Genomic DNA, 20599 nt, shown 5'->3' with positions numbered 1-20599 from the left:
CTCCCCGTTAACTATCCCTTCAATCCGGTCGTCGCAATGCCTTCGACAAAATATTTTTGCGCGAAGAAATACAGCAGCACACTGGGAATCATCGCCGCCAAAGACATGGCCAGAATCCGGTTCCATTCCACGGAAGCCGCAACATCGAGAGACATTCTCAAGGCCAGCGAGATGGTGAATTTTTTTACGCTGTTGATATAAATGAGCTGGCCGAAAAAATCGTTCCATGTCCATATAAACTGGAAAATGCCCACCGAGAAAAGCGCCGCCTTGGAGAGCGGGAGTAAAATTCGGATCAGAATGGTGAACGAATGGCCGCCGTCCATTTTCGCCGACTCGTCGAGCTCCTTCGGCAGCCCTCTCAGGAACTGGATCAGCAGAAAAATAAAAAACGGACCGCCGCCGCACAGAGCCGGCACGATAAACGGGTAATAGCTGTTCAACCAGCCAAGCTGGCCGAAGAGTATGAATCTCGGAATCATGGTGACCGCTGCTGGCAGGAAGAGCGTCGAGATCATCAAAGCGAAAAACAATTTTTTGAGCGGAAACGTGAATCTGGCAAATCCGTAGGCCACGAGCAGACTGGAGCCGACGGTAAATACGACGGTCGGTATGACCAGGATGAACGTGTTGAGAAAAAAAGTGCCGAACGTATACTGCCCGCTCCCTTCCCAGCCCTTGCGGAACGAATCCCAGACATATTCTTTAGGCAGCAAATGAATACTGCCGAAGATTTCCGAATTGGATTTAAACGAGGCGAACAGCAGCCAAATGAGCGGATACACCATCACGAGGCCCAAGCCCGTCAGGAAGACGTAATAAAACAGCTTCAGCCATGTCATTTTATGCGCAGGCGCCGCCATTACTTATCGCCTCCGTCCTCGTAATGGATCCAGCTTCTCGACGATTGGAAGATCAGCACGGTCCAGATCATGAGCACCACAAACAATACCCAGGACAGCGCGCTTGCATACCCGATGTTATAGAATCGAAACGCCTCCTCGTAAAGCTTCAGCGCGTACAAATAGGTGGACTTCAACGGTCCGCCGCCGGTAATGACGAACGCCCCGGTAAAATCCTGAAACGCCCCGACCGTCTGCATGACCAGATTAAAAAAGATGAGCGGCGTCAGCATCGGTATCGTAATCGTCACAAATCTCCTGACCTTCGAAGCACCGTCGACCGTAGCCGCCTCGTACAAGTCCTGTGGAATTTGCTTGATACCGGCGAGAAAAATGACCATGGACGATCCGAACTGCCACACGGCCAGCATACTTACGGTATATAGCGCGACGTCCGGACTTCCAAGCCAATCGACCGGCGGCACATGCAGCTTCTCCAAGAACGCATTGATCATGCCGTCCCGCAAAAACAACACCCGCCACAAAACGGAAACCGCCACGCTGCCGCCCAAGATCGACGGTAGATAGTATACGGTACGATAAACATGGATGAATCTGAGCTTCGCACTCAGCATCATCGCCACCAGCAGCGCAAAAATGAGTTTGACGGGGACGGCAATCAACACATAAGCGAAGGTGACCGAGAACGATTTATAAAAATCCGCATCCCGAAAAAGCTGGCTGTAATTGTTCAACCCTATCCAACGATAAGCTCCGATGGGCCCCGCGTCCGTAAAGGACAGGATGAACGAATAAAGAAAAGGATACAGCTGGAAAACAATAAAGCCGGCTAGCCAAGGCAAAATATAGAGGAATCCGGTATAGCTCCCCTTCCTTTTCCCTACGTTCTTCGTTATCGATGCCATGCTTTCACCCGCACTTGTTTATCATTTCTTCTGCGCCTTCAATTCGTTCAGCTTGTCGCCGACCCGCTTCAAATAATCATCGGCCGCTTGCTCGGGCGTCGATTTGTTGAACAGCAATTTCTGGAGCACATCATCCTGTACGGCTCCGATTTGCGAATTGTTCAGAAGCCCCGTAATTGCCTTCGATTGATGTTTGAGCACGATGTCCACCGCTACGCCTACGTCCTTATCGATTTTTCCGGCCTGTATCGCATAATCCTTGGCTGCTACTGAGGCGGGAACCGATCTGACATCGCCGAGAATGGCGGCGGCTTCTTTGTCGTTCAAGAACCAGTTCACGAATTTAGCAGCTTCGCCGGTGCTCTTGGAGTTTGTATTGATCGACAGCACCATGGAAGGCTTTAATAAAGTGCCGGGATCTTTGCCGTTGTTCAACTGGGGCAAAGCCGCGATGCCTATGGTCGAATTGGGGATTTGTCCTTTCAATTTCGCAATCTGGCTCGTAAATTCAATGATGAAAGGCGCATCCCCGCTCACCCATTTCGGGTTCGGGTCCTGGCTCGGAGCATAGCATTCTTCGGCGGAAGGCAGCACATGGTTATCCGCCAGCTTTTTCATCAAGGCATAGGTTTCAACCAGCTCCTCCTTCGTCCAGGGCATGGTCAAGTCGCCGCTTTTCAGCCTTGCGCCGGTGCGCTCCGTATGCACGATATCGAACAGCATGGGCGGGTAGCTTTTGTCGACGCAGTAGGTAAAGGTGCCTTTCGGATTGCTACCGCGGATTTTTTGGGCCGCAGCGAGCACGCGGTCCCAATCCCAGGATCCGCTGGTGTCGATTCCCAGCTTATCGGTTATCGTCTTGTTGTAAATAAGCACATAGCCGTTCGTTCCCATAGGCAGCCCTACCGTTTTTTTGCTTGAAGACAAGGAGAAGTCCTGAAGAAGCTTTTCGTCAAAAGAAGACGTATCGATCTCAGTCAACCGGCTGATATCGGCCAAAGGCTCGGACTTGCTCGTAAGCTCTTCCAGCCATGTCTGATCCAGCTGCATAATATCCGGGGCCTGCTTGGCGGCAATTTGCGTTTTGACCTTATCGAGATATCCCTCGTAGCCTTGGTATTCCGCCTCGATCGTGACATTCGGATGTTTTTGCCGGTACAGATCGATCGCCGCCAGCGTCGCCTTGTGTCTGATCTCGGAGCCCCACCACATGAATCTTAACGTTACCGGTTTTGACGCCGAAGCGTCGGCGCCGCTTGCGGAAGCCGGAGTCGATGAACCACCGGCATCAGGCATACCGACAGCGCCGCATCCGGCGGCGAACGCAGCAAGAACGACCATCGTGCAGACGACGCTTGCTTTGGCAATCATCCTGTTGTTCAACAGATCCCCCCCCCTCTCTTCACCGTTTCGTTTTGTAAGCACTTACAAATCCAATTGTAGCATCCCCCGCAATCGGTCCAAAAGACACCGTAGATGAGAAAAAGTCTCTTCCATTCGGCAGTATTTCAACAGGAACGAGTAAAAACAGTCATTTATTCAGATTTACAGTCCGTTTTGCAGATCCATATCGCAGCTTCCATTCGCTATTTCTATTTTACAAGGATTAGATTATATTTAAATGTAATCCAATTTCAAAGGCAGGGGAAGCCGATGTACAAATTGCTCATTGTGGACGATGAAAGCGAAACAAGAAACTCCATAAGCAACTATTTTCCTTGGGAGGACATCGGATTTGAGATCGTCGGACAGTTGGAGAACGGCAGACAAGCGCTGGACTTTCTTAGCGAGCGCAAGGCGGACGTCGTACTGTGCGACATCCATATGCCCGTGCTGTCCGGCATTGACTTTGCAAGGGAGATTAGGGACCGGAAGCATCCCGTTATGATCGTCTTTTTCAGCGGCTACCGGGAGTTTGAATATGCGAAGCAAGCGCTGTCGCTGGGGGTGAAAGAATACATCGTGAAGCCTCCCAAGTACAAGGATTTGGTAAGCGCTTTCTCGTCACTCAAAGCAGAATTGGACGAACAAGCCTGGCGTACGGCAGCAGCTCCGTCCGACCAGCTTGATGAAGAGCCGGAACAAAGCTATAACGACAAAATTATTTCCATCGTCAAACGCTTTGTCGAAGACAACTTCCCGCATGCTTCTCTTGAAGAAGCAGCCAGGCTTGTCCATATGAATGCCAATTACTTGAGCCAGTTTTTCAAAAAAAATACGGGTTGCAGCTTTTCCGATTATCTTCTTACGGTAAAAATGCAGAAAGCCAAGGAACTTCTGCAGGATGTCCGCTACCGCACCTACGAAGTCAGCTCGCTGGTAGGCTACAGCAACTCCCGCAACTTTGCCCGGACGTTTAAGAAATATTTCGGAACGACACCGAAACTTTACCGGAATCGGAAGCCGTAAATGGAACCGGCGATGAAAAAACGTTTTTTTCTCAAAAACCTTGCCGTTTTCCTCCTTCCGATCATGGTGCCGATGATCTTGCTCGGCTCGCTATCCATCGCCGTGCTGCAAAGATACATCAAAAATGAAATCAGCAGCAGCCATATCCGCCAATTGAATCAGACCAAAGAACATTTGGAGCTCATGTTAAACGAGATGGACTCCCTCATCTTGACGCTCGACAACCATTCGAAAATCAACAATGTCTTAGGCAACCTGTTGGAAAATCAATTGCCGAAATACGAGGATCTTGTTCCCGGCGAAATGCTTCAAGCGTTCCTGAACGCTCCCGCCAATGCCAGGCCGTATATCCACTCCATTTATGCCTACTATCGGAATGATCATGGCTTGTTCGTATCGTCCAATGTCGGAGTGGCGAATCTGAACAGCTATTGGGATACCGGCTGGTACGACGGCTACAGGAATCATGACGGGAAGGCGGAAATCTGGACGGAGCCGCGAAATATAAAGCAGTACAGCTTTGAAAAGAACGCGAAGCGGATTGTCACGGTTTACCGGAGGCTGCACACCAGAGACGGTATGATCGCGCTGAATTTATCAAGGGACTACATCGAAGACATCCTTCGTTCGCTTGCGGTTTCCTCCGAACAATGCGTGCTTATATTCAACGAAAACGGGCAGCTTCTTTTAGCAGCAGCATGCCGGACGACTTGAAGCAGATGCCAATCGTGCAGGCGCAGGCGGACCATGCAAAAGAAAGTCTGCTTGCTCTCCAGTCGCATAGCGATTCGTTTATCGTTAACCAAGTCAATTCCAACCGTTACGGCTGGGAGTACTTTTCCATCGTGCCGAAAAAATCGCTGTTCCGCGTGCCTACCCAATTAAGCGCCGCAACCCTTCTTCTTCTTCTGGTCTCCCTCGTCGTCAGCATGCTGCTGGCTTATTACTTTACCTCGCTGAATTATAATCGCCTGTCAAGCATGATGTCGATTATCGACTCGGCCGTCCGAGGCAAGCCGCTGCCCCCGCTCCCGGTCACCATTAAGGACGAGTACGGCTATATCCTTCATAATATTTTGACGACATTTATCGAGCAAAATTATTTGAAGGTGCAGCTTTCGGAGCAAAAATACCGGCTCCAGGCTGCGAAATTGCTTGCCCTTCAATCGCAAATCAATCCGCACTTTCTGTACAATACGTTAAATGCGATTTATTGGGAAGTATTCAAGCTCACGGCCAAACCGAACCAAGGAACCGAGATGATCGAGAATCTGTCCCATATATTGGATTATTCGTTAAGCAGCCCGGCACAGACCGTCACGCTGCAAGAGGAAATCGACCATACGCAAAGCTATATCCGAATTCAGAAGTTCCGGCACAAGGACAAATTTAAGGTCATATGGAAAGGGAATCACGAGGAGATTCAACACTTTAAAATCGTTAAACTGCTCCTGCAGCCTCTCGTAGAAAACAGCATTTATCATGGAATCAAGGAAACGACAACGAGAGCTGTCATCCGAATCAAAATCATGCTGCGAGGGAACCGTTTAAAAATTTCCGTGACCGACAACGGCATGGGGATCGAAAAAGACCGTCTCGCGGAGATCCGGAGGCAGCTTAGCGAAGGAAGCGAATCGCCCGGGCACATCGGTCTATTTAATACCAACATTCGGCTGAAATTAAGCTATGGGGAACAATACGGCATTGCGATCAAAAGTAAGCGCGGATTTGGAACGTCGGTATCCTTCGATATCCCCGTTGCTGCGGCTCCCCATGACCGCTTCCCCCTCTGCTGTCAGCAAGAGGAAGATTAAAAAGGCTGCCGAGAAAAATCCCGACAGCCTAGAGATTATTGAAAATTACTTCCCGGATTGCTTCAGCTTCAGCAGCACCTTGACCGCTTCGGCTCTTGTTGCGCTGGCGTCCGGGGCGAAGCGGTTAGCTTCCCGGCCTTCGACCAAGCCAAGCTTTTGAATCGCCCCGACGGCGGCTTTCGCCCATCCCGGGATGTCGGCGTCGTCCGAAAAACCGGTCGAACCGGCCGCTTGACGTGCAGCTCCCTGCGCATTAGCGATCATGACGGCCATCTCAACCCGTGTGATCTGCGCATTCGGACGGAACGTGCCGTCCTCGTAGCCTTGAACAATCCCCGCTTGGACAGCCTGCGCTACGGCTTTCTCCGCCCTGGCGTCGATCTCGGAACGGTCGGCGAACGTAAGGGCGGCGCCCTCCTTCGCAAGCTTCATCGTCCCAGTCAGCATGACGGCAAATTCGGCCCGGGTGACGACATGATCCGGTTTAAAGGAACCGTCCGGGTATCCCGTAACGATACCGCTTGTCACCGCTTGCCGGATAATGCCTTCCGCCCAATGCCCTGTCGTATCGGTGAACGATACCGGTTTCGGCTCCTCCGGCGTTTCCACGGTTTTCTTATCGACGGCGAACACCGCGTAGATGCCCGCATCGTCCACGTTCACCTTGATCGTGGAACCGTCGACCGTGCCCCCGATATTCGTCCACTGCTTCTTCTTACCGTCGTAAGCGAACACGGCAGCGGTCTGGTTGCTCCGCAGCAGCGACGGATCGAAGGCGATCGTCAGCGTGACCGGCTTTTTGAACGGGACGGTAATGTTTTTCGTCAGTTCAAACACCGGACTGAGCTTTGTCTCTTGCTGGGTAAGGAGCTTCGACGGGTCCGCCACTTTTTCCACGGTCAGCGTCAGCGCCTGATCGGCCGCTCCTGCCGGTACGGTGACGGTTATCGCGTTCCCCAAACTTGTGGTGCCCGAGCCGCCTGCCGGGATCGACAGCTTCCCGTCAGTAGCAGCCGTTGAGCCGCCGCCGCTTCCTCCGCCTGAACCGCCGGACCCGCTCGAATCCGAATCGGAGCCGGCGTCGCTTAAGGTGGACACCACTCGCACATTGCTTATTTTCGAATAATTGCCCGCCGCATCGAAAGCCATCACAAAGTAACGGTAAGTCGTATTCGGCGAAAGTCCGGTGTCCCGGTATTCGGTCTTCGTCGTCGTCTGGATTTCCGTATTGTTGCGGTAAATTTTGTAGCCCGCAATCCCGAAGTTATCCGTCACGCCCGTCCACTTCAGATCGATCGCCGAGCCGGATATCGCTTCGGCCCGCTCGATGGTCGGTTCCGTCGGCGCTTCGGTGTCAATGATGGCCGGCGTCCACCAGTTGCCGGAAACGACCAGCATGCTCAGCAGCCGGAGGTTGTTGCCGAAATAAAGCGCGTCTTCCGTCGGTATGGCCGCATTGTAATCCCATAAATCGTTCAGCCACTGCTGGTTGGACGAATCGGTCATGGCGCTGACCATAAACGGAGCGGAGAACGAAAGATCCGCATCATCGCCTAACGCCGTCGATCCGTCCAGCTTATAGCCGGCCTTGATGCCCTCCGGTTTGCCGCCGGTTTTCGCGCGAATCCAGCTGTTCAACCGGCCAAGCTGTTCTTTCGCCCGCCGCTCCCCGGTCAAGAGGAAATCGGTGCCAAGACGCCACGGTACCCGGGAAGCGTTGTAATTGTAGTCTCCGTCATGCTCGTCTTCCAGGAAATAGCCGCTCTCGGTGTCCCATTTCTTCTCGCTTACCGGCTTGAATTGGCCGTCCGTATCCTTGAAGACGAAATCAGGCAGCAGTCCGGAATTCGGACTGTACTTCTCATGCACGCTCCGGATCATGCGGTACGTCTGGTCGATCACTTTGTCCCAACGGCTATCTCCGGATACGATCCGGAAATCCTTCAGATGCTGGAGCATGAAATCAGAAGGACGGGAAGCTTTGCCGTACATCGGGTCCTCGTCCTTCGCCCAGTCGGCGAGCTTCAAGGTCCACTCCGTACGGTTGACTTCGCTTTCCATGATCGCATCGATCACCTTGCGGGCCTGCTCCAAATAGTTGATTTCGCCCGCGCTTCCCCACTGCCGGTCCGCCAGCAGCAGCGCGTACGCGATATCCATATCCCCGTCCGTAGCGGAATCCGCGCCGTTGATATCGACGATGGCGCTGCCGTTGTCGGCCTGCTGCCATGCCATCAGCTGCGGGTTAATCGCGCTCGGATGCGCCCGGAAATACCGGTACATGCCGTCAAAATAAGTCTTTGCCTCCGGATCGTGTCCCGCCATCAGCGCGGTGATCAGCATGCCGTACCCGTGGGCCTCCGAGACGGTAATTTCCCTGTCTTTAAACCAATCCCCATCCGCATACCATACGTAGTACTGTGTCGGATCGTAAGGATTCTTCTTCAAATATTTTGCCTTCCATTCCTTGTAAAGCCGGCTAACCGTTGCGTCCATTTCAGCTTGCGTCACATGGTTCGGCTTGATCGAATCGCCCGCATACACGGTATGCTGCGGATACGCCTTGAACGGTCCGTCTCCGGAGGATGCAGGCTTGGTTGCAACTTCGATCCGGTTGCTTGGCAACGACTCAATCGTTTCCGCATTATACGCCTTCACTTCGTAGCTGTAGCTCGTAGCGGGCTTTAACCCCGTATCGCTGTAGGAGGTTGCTGTCGTCGTTCCGACTTTGACGCCGTTACGGTAGATGTTGTAGCCTGCCGCATCCGTTTTTCCGGCGGACGCCTTCCAGTTCAATTGAATTTGAAAAGCGGAAACCGCGTTCCCGGTCAAGCTCGTCGGCGCCGAAGGCGGATCGGAATCGACCGGTCCATCCTGCGTGCTGACTTCAACCGCATCCGAATTGATTCTCGCACCGACCGCTTTCACGACGAAATCGTACTTTTTCGCGGGGTTGATGTCGGCAACCGCATAGGTGTATTCCGCTTGTGCTCCATCCGCCGGAACAAAGACGCTCCAATGCGTGTTGACCTTGTCGTTCTTCTCATAGATCCGGAAGCCTCTAACCGGCTCGGCGCTGGCGGCAGGAGCCTTCCACGTGAGGACGGCTTGATTGCCGGTGACTTGAACTTTGGCGTCCTCCACCTTCGCAGGCTTGCCGTCCGTTCTCCGAATGCCATACCGGTCGTAGGCTTGCACCCCGTTATCCCCCGGCTTCTCGTCTTCGACCGCCGCCGTGTAGGCCGTAAACTTGAGCACCTCATCCGAGACGGAGACGTCAGTAAACATTTTTTTGAACGGCTGGGTGTCGACCGCTGCAAAAAAATCGTCATAAGGAACGCCGTTCTTATCGACATACTTTTCGTAAAATTTATTGCCGAACGCATTGGACATCAGGTAAACCGTGCCTTTCGGATTCACGGCATTGCCTTCCTGGTCAAACGTCAGCTCGTTTGCGGGAATGATTTTATCGTTGTACATCTGGAACGATCTCATATACATGTGATCGTGCGCTTCGAACACCATGTCGATGCCCATCTCGTCGAAGGCGGGAATCAGATACTTTCGGTAAAATTGAACCCGTTCGTCCTCCCACTCGCCCGCGTTGTCACCCGCCGAATAAGGGCCTTTGTGGAAGGCGACGAATTTCCATTTCTTGTCGCTCTTCGCCACCGTGTTCTTCATCCACGCGACTTGATCCCAAAACTGTTTATCGGCCCATTCCACGTCGACTCCGTTCTCCGCCAGTCCGCCGACAAACTGGGAGTTGAATACCAGATACAGCGCATCGCCGTATTCGAACGAGTAGACCGACCCTTCGTGAGTACCTTCCACCTCCTGCTTCGGCAGGTTGAAGTGATTGTAGAAGTTGTTGTTCGGCGTCGTCTCGTCTCCGTCCCAGTCCTGAACCTCGTGCCCGCCAAGCACGGGGACGAAAGGCACATTCAGCAGCTCGTTCTGCGCCGCTCCCAGCATCCACTGCCATTGCTCCTCCAAATCTCCGTTATCCACCAGGTCCCCGGCGTTAATCAGAAATTTGGGATCGCCGATATGATCGATCGCTTTTCTGAACGTATCGCCCCACGGTTCGAACCCCGATTTGCTGGACGATTGCGAGTCCGATCCGGCAATAAAACGGTAGCCCGCCTGTTTGCCCGCATCCGTCTTGAACGACCCGACGGCGCTCCAGCCGTCCGGCTCGCCGTTGCCTACGCGGAACTTGTAGGCGGTTCCCGGCTTCAACCCGTCTGCGACCGCTTTATGGCTCGTAAATTTCGTCTTCCGGCCGGTTTCCCGGTCGCTTTTCTTCATGAAAGTCTCGATTTCCTCCGCGCTGCCTGTATAAGCAACGGCTACGGCTTCCGGAAATACGCCGTCCTTCACTTTGTCGGCCTCGGCCACCTGAATGACCGTTCCCGTCTTCACATCGGTGTACCAGGCAAACGCTTGACTTGTTCCGGGGTCGCCGTTAAACGTCATATTGATCAGCTTCGGCATGTAAGGCGAATCCTGCACCGTAAAGCTCCAGACGATATCCCGGGCGAGCGGGACTTGGTCGTCCTTGCCACGAATGAGCTCCTTCGGAAGCTTCACCGTGTACGTCTTGCCGTAAGCAAAACTCGGATGCTGAATGTTCAGCGTGGCTTGATTCACAATCTCAAGCGTTACCGGAGCAAGCGTCCGGTTGTGATTGTCGACAATCGCCGCTTCATATCCGGGATTCAGCGCGATCGGCTTATTGAAGGTCACCGACACCGGGGCAGCCGCTGCCACTTGAACGACGCCATCCTTGGGCAGCTCCGCCGTATCGATCGTCGGGATGACAATCGGCGCGCCGTCGATCCGTTTGCCCGATACCCGGATATCCTTGATCCGGCTGGAGCCGGAGCCGCCGATGCCCGAGGAGCCTTTCGTATTCGTATCCGAACGGACAATCCAGCGGATATACAGAATATCCCGATTGTCCGCTTCCGCCGAAAGAGGCGTATCGATCAGCTTGCACGACTGGTTCGCGCAATTGAAGCTGGAGGTGACCATCGTCAGGTCCGTATTCGGCACGTCCGTCCAGTTTCGCTTATCCGTGCTGATCTGCACCTTGAAATCGCGCGGTCCCGAGCCCGAGGAGTTTTGCTGCGAGGACAGCGTAATCTGCTCGAATCCTTTTGTCGAGACGGTCGCCAGCCAATATTTGCTGCCGCTGCCGTTGTCCCAGCCTTGATAGCTGATCGCTTGTTTGTCGCTGTCGTAGGCCTCGAATACGCCGCCGATATTGCGAAACGTCGACGCCGACTTGTAGGCGCCGTCCGTGGCCGGCCACACGCCGTCGGATCCGGCGCCCGCGAAGGTCCATTCCGCGACCTTTTGACGGGAAGCCACCGGAAGAGTCGCTGCTGCGATCTGGTTGCTCATGCCCGATTCATTGCCTGCCCAATCGTAAGCCGTCACATGGTACGTATACGTCTTCGCCGCCGCAAGACCGGTGTCTTCGTAGGATGCGGCTACCGCCGTGCCGACTTTTACGCCTTCGCGGTAAATGTTGTAGCCTGCGACTCCGACATTGTCTGTAGAGGCCGTCCATGTCAGCCGGATCGACGTATCGGAGATCGCTTGCCCGTTAAGTCCTGCCGGCACAGTCGGTGCCGTCACGTCGGAGGTCGAGCCCTTGCGAACCCCTTTGACCGCGACGCTGATGAGCTGGCTGGAGCCGGATTCCCCGATGGCCGTCCCGCTTGTGCTCACATTCGAAACGACAAGCCAGCGTATGTACAGGCGCTCCCGATCGTTCGCGACACCCGGCAGAGGCACATCGGTTAACCGCGTGGCCGTGTCCTTATTCATGACGAGATCGGGCAAGCCTGTGCCGTCACCCGTCAGATTGGTCCACTGCTGCCCGTCCGTGCTGAATTGCACCCGAAAATCGCGCGGGCCGGTCGAGCCCCTGCCTTGCTGCTCGGAAGATAGCGTGATCTGCTGGAAGTCCTTCGTCGAGACGGTTGCGAGCCAATATTTTTCCTTCCCCGTCTCTTCGTGCCAGCCTTGATAGCGGATCGCTCGGAGGCTATCGTCCCAACCGAAGGTGTCCGTTGCCCTGGCAGGAACGGCCTGAAGGGCGGAGCTGCCCTTGTAGACGCCGTAAGTTGCAGCGAACACGCTCTGATCGGCAGGATTCGCGCTATATTTCCATTCCGCCAAGGTAGTTGAAACCGGCGAATCGTCAGCGGATACAGCACCCGCAAATTGGAGCGTTAACAGGACAAGAGTCAATAAGAGCGAAAGCATGCGGTTTCCGATTCTTCTTGCATGGTTGTTCATTGTGAAGGCATCCTTTCTTACATGAAGTTGGAATACAGCTTACTGCATGGCCTTGCATGTCCTCTTCGGTCTTCATCCGGCTATGGACTGCCGTTCTCTGTCCTCCTCCCTCGATATTATGCGCTTTCATTCGAAGTCATCCCCTCTTTGAAAATTAAAGCGTTTATATTTTCATCCAAAATAAAAACGCTATAAACTTCAAAGCCGAAGATCCTAGCCCCCAGAATATATTTGATTTCCCAATCGATGTCAACCATTTTCGCCTAAATATTTCTAAGGAATTTGTAAAGGCAACCCGCTGCATACAAAAGAAGCCTGCCCCTATCTTGGGACAGACTTTAGATATCGCAATGCTTATGCTGTAATCCTCCAGCCGCTTGTTTTGTTCTGCAACTCCCACAGCTTGGCGTATAGACCGCCGTTTTCCAGCAGTTCCTCATGTCGCCCCTGTTCCACGACTCTGCCTTTGTCCAGCACAATGATGCGGTCTGCTTTAACAACAGTTTTCAGCCGGTGGGCGATGAGGATGACCGTACGCCCCTTAATCAGGCGGCCGATCGCCTTCTGCATGTCCAGCTCATTTTCCGGGTCGAGCGAGGAAGTGGCCTCGTCCAGCAAAATAACCGGGGCATTCTTGAGCATTGCGCGCGCAATGGAAATGCGCTGCTTCTCGCCTCCCGACAAGGTGGATCCGCCCTCGCCGACCATCGTGTCATACCCGAGCGGCAGCTTCATGATGAACTCGCAACAGGCCTCCTTGGCCGCCACCTCAATCTCCTCCTGGGTGGCGGCCTCCCGTCCGTAGCGGATATTGTTGCGGATCGTGTCCTGGAACAAGTACACGTCCTGAAACACCATGGACATTTTTTTCATGAGCTTTTCCGGGTCCATCTCGCGTTCGTCGCTGCCGCCGAACAGTACTTTCCCTTGCTGCGGGTCGTAAAACCGTGCAATAAGGCGCAGCAGCGTGCTCTTCCCGCTTCCCGAAGGGCCGACGATGGCCGTAAGCGTCCCTTTCCTCATTTCCATGGAAACGTTATCCAGAACCAACCTTTCGCCATAACCGAAGGATACGTTCTCCAACCGGATATCATGATCCTCCGGCGGCTCCTTCTCCCCCGACATAACAGGCTGCTCCAGCAAATTCACGATACGCTCCCCTGCCATGACATCGTATTTAAATGCAGGCAGGCGCATAATCGCAGCCGACAACGGATCGAACACGCGGGTGCCCACCAGCAAAAACGTCGCGAACAAAGGCACCGTGATTGCGCCGCCCAAGATAAGATAAACGCCTGCCATCGTCATCAAGGACAAGCCTGCTTCCATAAACGCAATCGCGACCAGGAAAAAGGGACCGAGCCCCCCTTCCAGCTTGATGCTTTCTTTCCGATACCGGGAAAAAGCCTGCTCCAGTCTTTGGAAGTTTTTGCCGCGCAGGTTGTAGGCCTTGATGATTTTCATGCCGAGCAGGTATTCCTGCAAACGATTGGCCTGATCGATTCTCGCTTGCGAATGGCTCTTGCCGAGCTTGCGTTCCAGACGGGAAACTCCCCACAGAATCAACATCGATACCGGAAATCCCGCAAGCATGGCCGCAGCCAGCCGCCAGTCCACAAAGAGCAGCCCCGCAAACGCCAGAACGGGAATTATGGCGCCGCTGACAACTTGGGGCAAGCTGTGCGTCGCGGCATTTTCCGTCTGGGCAAAATCGTTCATTATCGTATGCCCCAGCTCGCCGGAATCTTTGCTTAAGAGGAAACCGAGCGGGAGCTTGCGCAAATGCTCGGCCACCTGGGCCCTGCCTTCGGCAGACGACTCGTACGCCCCGCGGTAAGTGGACCGGTATGCCATCAGCTCGCCGACAAACAACACGACAAGGAACAGAACCATACCTCCCCAGGCAAACCACAAGCTCTGGACATCCAAAGCAGGCTGCTCCTTGGAATAATAGGCGTAAATCATGCTCACCGCCGCGGCCACGCACCCGAACGGAAACAGATTGACCAGATTGGCGAACACCGTCCAAAGGATCGGCTTCAGCATTTTCCCGGGGTGGCCTGCCGTAATATGGCGAAGGTCGTTCATCATCGCTCCAGCACCTCCTCTTCCTGTCGAAGATCCATTTCCCAATAGGCGGAAGCGGTATGGGCGTCCCACATTCTTTTGTATAAGCCGCCGCGGGCAAGAAGCTCGTCATGGGTGCCCGTATCGTCGATTTGTCCTTCCTTCAGCACAATGATCTGGTCCGCCTCGCAGATCGTTGTCAGACGATGGGCAATGATCAGCACCGTTTTGCCCTTGACGAGCTCGCGCAGCGCCAGCTGCATGTGATATTCGTTTTCCGGATCGGCGTAAGCCGTAGCCTCATCCAGTATCAGGATAGGCGAATTTTTCAATATCGCTCTTGCGACGGATACCCGCTGTTCTTCGCCGCCCGAAAGGTATACCCCGCCCTCACCGATCAGCGTGTCGTAGCCCTTGGGCAACCGTTCGATAAACTCGTGACACTGGGCAGCTCTTGCCGCTGCGTACACTTCCTCTTTGGTCGCCGTCGGTCTGCCCGCCAAAATATTATTGTAAAGGGTGTCCGAAAACAGGAACGTATCCTGGAACACAAAGGACAGGCACTCCATCAGCTCGGTCGATCTCATATCCCGAATATCCATACCGCCGATGGTAACGCGGCCCTTCTGCACATCCCAAAACCGGGGGATTAATTGGGCAATGGTCGATTTGCCGGAGCCGGAGGGACCGACCAGCGCCGTGATTTTTCCTTGCGGTGCGGTAAACGAAATGCTTTTCAGCACCTCTGTGCCGCCCTCGACGCCGTAAGAAAAAGACACCTCGCGGAACCCGATGTCATACGAGGAAGGCTTTTGCCCGGATTCCGGGTCCTCGACGGCCTTTTCCTGGAAGATTTGGTCGATGCGGCTGACCCCTTCGACGATGACGGTCAAAGTCGACGCAAAGCTGCCGAGCTTGAACATCGGCGTAGAAATGCCCGGCGCGAGCACGAGAAAAAACATTAGCGTGACGGCAAAGGCCATATGATCGGGATCTCCGCCAATGAAGAACAGTCCGACAGGCAGGACAAACGTGGCCAGCGATAACATCATGACTTTAAAGGAGACATAGCCATTTTGAAAGCTGTCGGTATATTTGACGCTGAAATCGCGGTAACGGAGCATGTCGTCATAAAACTTCCGGAACGAGCGGACCGTCTGTCCGAAAATTTTGATGGAAGGCATGCCCCGCACATACTGGATGGAGGAAGCATTAATATTTTCCAGCGCGTCGAAATATTCCTTCAGCCCCGCTTGCGCTTTTTGGCCCGCCATCATGGAGTATTGGCAGGCAAAGCCGATCAGGATCGGAATGACGCAAGCCAAGGCATACCAGACATTGAGCGAAAACATCGTGACCATGATGGCCGCGATCATGACGGCGGTATTAATGAGATCGGGCAATTGATGCGCGATAAAACGCTCGATTTTTTCCACATCGTGCTCGACCACTTTCTTGATTTTCCCCGTTGCGTGTTTATTAAAGTAGCCGAGAGGCAGCGCCCCGATATGATCCGACAGCTTGACCCGGATGCCGTACAGGATGCGGAATGCGGCAACGTGCGAGCACATCCCGCCGATATACATAAAGACATAACCGAGCGCCATCCCCGCTGCGCCCCAGACGGCCCATCGTGTGAGATAGGCGGCATCTACAGACGATAAGTCCGAAGCATGTCTTAGAAGCTCGGCCGTCACGAAATAGACCGAGACGTACGGAACCAGCATGAAAAATACGCTTGCGGTAGACATGATCCCCGACCATAGGAGCAGCGACTTTTTCTCGCCCGCAAGCTCCAACAGCCTTGGAATGCCTTTTTTCGGTTTACGGTTCAATCCTTCTCATTCCTTCGGGTTCGTTTTTCAATTCCAGCACATGATCGCAGGCCAGCTTCGTCAGAATGCGATCATGCGTGATGATGACAACGGTTTTGCCTGCCTGCGCAAGCTTCCTGGACCATGCGGCCACATTCAGGACACCGTCGCCGTCGAGCCCGCTGGTCGGCTCATCCAGCACGATCAGCTCCGTGTCCGAGCAGTAAGCCGCGGCGATGGTGACCCGCTGCTTCTCTCCGCCGGACAGGGACGCGGGATGCCGGTCCCGAAGCGCCCTCAGGCCGAATGCGTCCATCGCTTCATAAGCCCTTAAGCGGAGCGCATCGTCCAGACGCCTGCCCAACACCAGTTCATTGCCCACGCTGTCCGCATAGAGCTGGTAGTCCGCATCCTGCATCACTAAGTAGCTCAAGCTGCGTCTCCCGGCTGCCGAACGTTTTTTCCCGGCGTAATACACCTCTCCGCCCTGCTGCCGCAGGAGGCCGCAGAGCACTTTACACAGCGTCGTCTTTCCAACGCCGTTCTCCCCCGTCAGCGCGGTCACGCTGCCCGGCTTCAGATCAATATCGATCCCTTTAAGGCCATGTGACGACGAACGATGAACATAAGTCAACGACCGTCCCTCCCAGCCCTGTGTAGAAGCGGCGGCGGGTAACCCGTCCGAAGGCAGGTTGATCCCGGCCATCTCCATATCCGGATGGCGCAGCCCGTACGGCTTCACGTCCTCGTAACGAAGTGCCGCAAATTCGTCCTTCTTCCACGTTCGAGCAACGGTTCCTTGATCCATCAGCACGTAACGGTCCGCCACCTCCAAGAAAGCGTGCAGCCGATGCTCGCTCAAAATCAGCGTCGTTCCGGAGCGCTTCAGCTGCAATAGGGTCTCCACCAGCTCGGAAGTCGCTTTCTCATCCAGATTGGCGCTCGGCTCATCCAGGATCAGCAGATTCGGAGACAGCATCGTAGCCGCGGCAATGGCGACCTTCTGCTTTTGCCCGCTTGAGAGCTGATCCAAGGGACGATCCAGCAAATGCGCTATTCCCATGCGATCCGCTGCAGCTTGGACGCCATGGCGGATTTCGGCAGGCGCAAGCCCCAAATTTTCTCCCGAGAAAGCGAGCTCGTCGCCCACAAGCGACATAAAGAACTGGCTGCGCGGGTCCTGAAATACCGAGCCGGTAAGCCTTGTTTTTTCCTCCGGGAGAAAGGAGGCGACGGGCTTGCCTGACACCTGCACCGTGCCCGTCAGCTTCCCCGGATAAAATTGGGGAGCAAGACCGTTGATCATGCGCAAAACGGTGCTTTTTCCGCAGCCGGAGCGGCCGCAAAGCACGACGCATTCCCCGGCTCCAACCGACAGATGTAGGTCGGATACGCCCTCCGTCTCATCGTGGTCCTCAAACTCGCTTTCATAGGTAAAGCCAGCAGCTGTCAGCTCAATCATCCTGTCCTCCTACTGCACCATCACATAGATTCCAGTTGCCAGTACGACAAACAACAGCATCGCGATCCCGTCTGCCGCCCGAAGTCCTATCGGATGCACGCTGCTTCGGACCACGGTACACTCGATGCCGCGAAGCACGGCCGACGCGGCCAGCTCGGAGGACAGCTTCAGGCAGCGCACAACCAGTGGCATCAAAAAGCATTCGTAAGCCAGTGCAGGCTTTTGCAGCACGCTGTACCAGCGCTTGAAAATGCCCCTGGCGCGCATACCGCTGCGAATCGCGGCCATCTCCTGCATAATGACCGGAAAAAAACGGGTGAGAATGCAAATGGTAATAATCAGGTTTTTCGGCATGCGCATCCGTTCAAAGGCGCACATGATAGCGCTTGGCGATGAGGCCAGAAGCGCGGAAGCGATCATCATCAAAGGGATCATCCGACTTAACGTATAAAAAACAATAACGAAAGTTCCGAACACGATGCCGCTTAGAGCAAAGATGGCAACTTTGCAGCAAACAAACAGGAGCCCGTATTGCAAAGCCTTTTTCGGCAGCCCGAGAGCCAGCAAATAGAGCATACCGAGCACAATGATCGCCATGGTTTGAGCGGAAGAGCCCGCAACCAGGGTCAATATGCTCATTAACGGCAAAATAAGCAAATGCGTACGCGGGTCCAGCCTTACCTTGATGCTCAAGTTCGACCCTCCTGCCGCTAGACCAGCTTCGCTTTCTTGACATGCCGGTTCAGGAATTTATTCCCGAAATAGCAGCCAAGCACCGAACCTGCTATGGCGAGCGTGACCATCACAGCTATCATGCTGGGAGTTTCGTAGTAATAAAACATCGTATCCATCGCTTCCTGCGAATAGCTCGCCGAATAAATCTCGATCATTTTCTGCTTGAACAAGAACAGGGGAATCACGGCGCACAACGCAAAGCCTGCAAAAAAGATGCTGTACCCGGCGGCATTGCGCTTCCAATCGCGATAGCTGTTCCTGCCGGCCATGACAAGTTCGGCGATGATCCCGAAACCGAGCAAAAAAAGCATATTGATAAGCCCCATCGCCAGAAACAGCAGGACGGAAATGACCGAAGTCCCTATGAGCACCCCGCGTTTGGAGATTTTCCCTGCCATCACCATATAAAGAGGGCCGCATAGCAGAGCCATGATGCCCGGGCCTGCGAGATGGGCAAACGCCGGTGTGAAAAACATCGAAGCGCTCATGGACACAGCCGTCATGACGATCATAATGACGATGTTAAAAATCACGCAGGTGACGACGTCCTTAATGCTCCAACGATACTCCGCCGCACCTCGTTTTTGAACAGTTGACTCTTGCATACTTTGTAGTCTCCTCCCGATTGTACGATAAGCTAATTGAGAATCATTCTCTCTTAGCAAAGTATGCAGAAATCTTGCGGGCACGGCTAACACTTTTCGGAGCAAAATCAACAGAAACCGGATTTTTTATATTTGATATTCACGAACATTCGTTCTATAATTAGAGGGAATAATCCTTAGGAATAGGGAGAGATGCAAAATGGCAGCTTCGAAAAAAACTTTAAGAACTTGCAGCAATGGCCACCAATACTATAAAAGCAGCGATTGTCCTTCCTGCCCGATCTGTGATCAAGAACGCAAACCCGACAACGGATTTCTTTCGCTACTCTCGGCACCGGCGAGACGAGCATTGGAACACCATGGAATTACTTCGTTGCAGCAGCTCTCACAATATAGCGAAAAAGAGATTTTGCAATTTCACGGGATGGGACCGGCATCTTTACCTAAACTTAGAACGGCTTTGCAGGAAAATGGGTTATCGTTCAAAAACTAAACAACGTTCTAACAGCCAGAATTAAAAAAAACTGCCGGCATTTGCCGACAGTCACACTCACCCTATTCAGTTCATGCTGTACTTAACGACATGACGCAAATAGTCTCCCGGATTCACCCCGAATTTCTTGCGGAACGATAACGTAAAAAAGCTCAAATTTCCATAGCCGACCTGAAATGCGGCATCGCTAACCGACATCCCTTTTTCTTCAAACAGGAGGCGGGCTTTCTCCAACCGTTGATCGATCACGTACGCATGAACCGATTGTCCGAACATTTCTTTAAAGCCCTTCTTCAGCTTGTATTCGTTCAAACACACCAGCTTCGACAGCTCGTTCAACGATACGGAAGCGGCAATATTGTGATCCAATATTTCCTTCGCTTTGCCGATGCTGATCATATCCTGCTTGGAAAGATTCACAGAGCCATGCGTTATCCCGTTTTGCAAGACAGCCTCCCCAACATAGGTAGCCATAAGCTCAAGAATCTTCCCTTCCATATAGACGTTTCTCAGTGATTTCTCGTACGGGCAGTTCCGGATCTGCTGGAGAATGACCTTGACCGCCGGAGTCATCGGATATTTCCCGAAAATCTCACGGAGGTTTCCCTTCGGGGCATAATCCTCTTCTTTAAAAATGTTTTTCAGGATGGTCTGAAACGTCATTGGATGAAGCTTGACCCCCATGAACCGGTATTTTTTTCCGGGTTCAATCTCGCATCGTTCCTTGCCTTTGGCATTGCTCAGCAAAAAGCTCTCGTCCGTTTCGAAATCAAACCGCTCTATCCTCCCCTGCACATTCCACTCGGCGCCCTCGCCCAAACAAAAAAACAGATCGACAAAGGCGGCGTTGGATACCGATTCGATCTCCATCTTCCGGTGGAACGTCATTTCGAAATCCGTGATATGCACCCTGTTCACGGAAGAGATTAATCTGGCGTAGCCTTGGCCTGTCCCTTCGGAAAGCACATATTCGCATTTCCCGGATTCTTCTATGCGCTTAAATCCTTCGCGAATCGAGGACCTCTCAATTACGAAGGAATCCATCTCGTCCTGACTTGTCAATCCAGGCTCTGACATCTTCTATTTCTCCCCTCCGCACTTTACCAAACTATCAACTGCA

Annotated in this window: 14 protein-coding genes; 4 read left to right on the top strand and 10 right to left on the bottom strand. The window is 53.5% G+C overall.

The features are described 5' to 3' along the window. Window positions 1-11 precede the first annotated feature (11 nt). The 3 genes from KQX66_RS15155 to KQX66_RS15145 are packed head-to-tail and all read right to left on the bottom strand — an operon-like array spanning window position 12 to window position 3151. Window positions 12-863: a carbohydrate ABC transporter permease gene (locus KQX66_RS15155; protein WP_253957170.1), complete on the bottom strand. Its 852-nt coding sequence runs from the start codon at window positions 861-863 to the stop codon at window positions 12-14. After that, the gene (locus KQX66_RS15150) at window positions 863-1768 is read right to left on the bottom strand and encodes a carbohydrate ABC transporter permease (protein WP_216793677.1); all 906 of its coding nucleotides are present in this window, start codon (window positions 1766-1768) and stop codon (window positions 863-865) included. The genes KQX66_RS15155 and KQX66_RS15150 overlap by 1 nt, the downstream gene beginning before the upstream one ends. 21 nt (window positions 1769-1789) lie before the next feature. After that, window positions 1790-3151, bottom strand: a complete 1362-nt coding sequence (locus KQX66_RS15145; RefSeq protein ID WP_216793676.1) for an ABC transporter substrate-binding protein — start codon at window positions 3149-3151, stop codon at window positions 1790-1792. A gap of 270 nt (window positions 3152-3421) precedes the next feature. Here KQX66_RS15145 and KQX66_RS15140 point away from each other — a divergent pair, with 270 nt between their 5' ends. Genes KQX66_RS15140 through KQX66_RS15130 form a run of 3 tightly spaced genes read left to right on the top strand, consistent with a single transcriptional unit; the run spans window position 3422 to window position 5991 of the window. After that, complete coding sequence (locus KQX66_RS15140; RefSeq protein WP_216793675.1) at window positions 3422-4177, top strand: response regulator transcription factor; 756 nt, start codon at window positions 3422-3424, stop codon at window positions 4175-4177. Between the two features lie 12 nt (window positions 4178-4189). After that, complete coding sequence (locus KQX66_RS15135; RefSeq protein WP_216793674.1) at window positions 4190-4891, top strand: cache domain-containing protein; 702 nt, start codon at window positions 4190-4192, stop codon at window positions 4889-4891. A 5-nt stretch (window positions 4892-4896) separates the two neighbouring features. After that, the gene (locus KQX66_RS15130; RefSeq protein WP_253957185.1) at window positions 4897-5991 is read left to right on the top strand and encodes a sensor histidine kinase; all 1095 of its coding nucleotides are present in this window, start codon (window positions 4897-4899) and stop codon (window positions 5989-5991) included. Between the two features lie 45 nt (window positions 5992-6036). Here KQX66_RS15130 and KQX66_RS15125 read toward each other — a convergent pair whose 3' ends face one another. From KQX66_RS15125 to KQX66_RS15100, 6 genes are all read right to left on the bottom strand, one after another. Beyond that, the gene (locus KQX66_RS15125) at window positions 6037-12303 is read right to left on the bottom strand and encodes a glycosyl hydrolase family 8 (RefSeq protein WP_216793672.1); all 6267 of its coding nucleotides are present in this window, start codon (window positions 12301-12303) and stop codon (window positions 6037-6039) included. Between the two features lie 354 nt (window positions 12304-12657). Beyond that, window positions 12658-14391 (bottom strand): ABC transporter ATP-binding protein, encoded by a 1734-nt coding sequence (locus tag KQX66_RS15120; protein ID WP_216793762.1) that lies wholly within the window; start codon window positions 14389-14391, stop codon window positions 12658-12660. Continuing rightward, the gene (locus KQX66_RS15115) at window positions 14391-16205 is read right to left on the bottom strand and encodes an ABC transporter ATP-binding protein (RefSeq protein ID WP_216793671.1); all 1815 of its coding nucleotides are present in this window, start codon (window positions 16203-16205) and stop codon (window positions 14391-14393) included. Before KQX66_RS15115 ends, KQX66_RS15120 begins: the two co-directional genes overlap by 1 nt. Next, a complete protein-coding gene (locus KQX66_RS15110; RefSeq protein WP_216793670.1) occupies window positions 16195-17646 on the bottom strand; it encodes an ABC transporter ATP-binding protein in 1452 nt (483 codons plus the stop codon). The genes KQX66_RS15115 and KQX66_RS15110 overlap by 11 nt, the downstream gene beginning before the upstream one ends. 9 nt (window positions 17647-17655) lie before the next feature. Beyond that, the gene (locus KQX66_RS15105; protein ID WP_216793669.1) at window positions 17656-18339 is read right to left on the bottom strand and encodes an energy-coupling factor transporter transmembrane component T family protein; all 684 of its coding nucleotides are present in this window, start codon (window positions 18337-18339) and stop codon (window positions 17656-17658) included. Between the two features lie 17 nt (window positions 18340-18356). Further along, entirely contained in the window at window positions 18357-18986 is a 630-nt protein-coding gene (locus KQX66_RS15100) for an MptD family putative ECF transporter S component (protein WP_216793668.1), read from the bottom strand. A 199-nt stretch (window positions 18987-19185) separates the two neighbouring features. Between KQX66_RS15100 and KQX66_RS15095 the strand changes: the two genes are divergently transcribed. Next, on the top strand, window positions 19186-19479 hold the full coding sequence (locus KQX66_RS15095) for an RNA polymerase alpha subunit C-terminal domain-containing protein (RefSeq protein ID WP_216793667.1): 294 nt from the start codon (window positions 19186-19188) through the stop codon (window positions 19477-19479). Window positions 19480-19545: 66 nt separating this feature from the next. On the opposite strand, the gene KQX66_RS37415 is transcribed toward KQX66_RS15095, so the two are convergent. Further along, on the bottom strand, window positions 19546-20556 hold the full coding sequence (locus KQX66_RS37415; RefSeq protein WP_253957169.1) for a helix-turn-helix domain-containing protein: 1011 nt from the start codon (window positions 20554-20556) through the stop codon (window positions 19546-19548). Window positions 20557-20599 lie beyond the last annotated feature (43 nt).

Origin of the sequence: Paenibacillus oleatilyticus (assembly GCF_018998565.1) — a bacterium.
In the GTDB taxonomy this organism is placed as follows: Bacteria; Bacillota; Bacilli; order Paenibacillales; family NBRC-103111; genus Paenibacillus_G; species Paenibacillus_G oleatilyticus.
The sequence above is the reverse complement of the archived record's forward strand: the minus strand, read 5'-3'. Positions and strand labels throughout refer to the sequence as shown.

What these genes read in the sequence shown, in the direction of transcription:
- KQX66_RS15155 (WP_253957170.1), bottom strand. Translation starts at nt 863, where the DNA reads ATGGCGGCGCCTGCGCATAAAATGACATGGCTGAAGCTGTTTTATTAC.
- KQX66_RS15110 (WP_216793670.1), bottom strand. Translation starts at nt 17,646, where the DNA reads ATGATTGAGCTGACAGCTGCTGGCTTTACCTATGAAAGCGAGTTTGAG.
- KQX66_RS15125 (WP_216793672.1), bottom strand. Translation starts at nt 12,303, where the DNA reads ATGAACAACCATGCAAGAAGAATCGGAAACCGCATGCTTTCGCTCTTA.
- KQX66_RS15120 (WP_216793762.1), bottom strand. Translation starts at nt 14,391, where the DNA reads ATGAACGACCTTCGCCATATTACGGCAGGCCACCCCGGGAAAATGCTG.
- KQX66_RS37415 (WP_253957169.1), bottom strand. Translation starts at nt 20,556, where the DNA reads ATGTCAGAGCCTGGATTGACAAGTCAGGACGAGATGGATTCCTTCGTA.
- KQX66_RS15130 (WP_253957185.1), top strand. Translation starts at nt 4,897, where the DNA reads ATGCCAATCGTGCAGGCGCAGGCGGACCATGCAAAAGAAAGTCTGCTT.
- KQX66_RS15095 (WP_216793667.1), top strand. Translation starts at nt 19,186, where the DNA reads ATGGCAGCTTCGAAAAAAACTTTAAGAACTTGCAGCAATGGCCACCAA.
- KQX66_RS15135 (WP_216793674.1), top strand. Translation starts at nt 4,190, where the DNA reads ATGAAAAAACGTTTTTTTCTCAAAAACCTTGCCGTTTTCCTCCTTCCG.
- KQX66_RS15100 (WP_216793668.1), bottom strand. Translation starts at nt 18,986, where the DNA reads ATGCAAGAGTCAACTGTTCAAAAACGAGGTGCGGCGGAGTATCGTTGG.
- KQX66_RS15150 (WP_216793677.1), bottom strand. Translation starts at nt 1,768, where the DNA reads ATGGCATCGATAACGAAGAACGTAGGGAAAAGGAAGGGGAGCTATACC.
- KQX66_RS15140 (WP_216793675.1), top strand. Translation starts at nt 3,422, where the DNA reads ATGTACAAATTGCTCATTGTGGACGATGAAAGCGAAACAAGAAACTCC.